At 58.4% G+C, this 346-nt stretch carries 3 tRNA genes; all 3 read right to left on the bottom strand.

The window, feature by feature from the left end:
- A tRNA-Glu gene (locus FCL40_RS18440) sits at positions 1-76 on the bottom strand.
- A gap of 44 nt (positions 77-120) precedes the next feature.
- Positions 121-196, bottom strand: a tRNA-Ala gene (locus FCL40_RS18435).
- 28 nt (positions 197-224) lie between these two features.
- A tRNA-Glu gene (locus tag FCL40_RS18430) sits at positions 225-300 on the bottom strand.
- Between the last annotated feature and the right edge of the window lie 46 nt (positions 301-346).

The raw sequence follows: 346 nt of genomic DNA, 5'->3' as shown, positions 1-346 counted from the left end.
TGGCGTCCCCTAGGGGATTCGAACCCCTGTTACCGCCGTGAAAGGGCGGTGTCCTAGGCCTCTAGACGAAGGGGACCCTGGACTGTCACCGTTTAGGCTCTGGTGACACGAGCACGAAAGTGGTGGAGCTACACGGGATCGAACCGTGGACCTCTTGCATGCCATGCAAGCGCTCTCCCAGCTGAGCTATAGCCCCACTTTTGCTTTGTAACAAAGCGAATAAGTGGCGTCCCCTAGGGGATTCGAACCCCTGTTACCGCCGTGAAAGGGCGGTGTCCTAGGCCTCTAGACGAAGGGGACCCTGGACTGTCACCGTTTAGGCTCTGGTGACATGAGCGAGCAAGTG

It is taken from the genome of Ferrimonas sediminicola (assembly GCF_005116715.1).
Lineage (GTDB): Bacteria > Pseudomonadota > Gammaproteobacteria > Enterobacterales > Shewanellaceae > Ferrimonas > Ferrimonas sediminicola.
The sequence above is the reverse complement of the archived record's forward strand: the minus strand, read 5'-3'. Positions and strand labels throughout refer to the sequence as shown.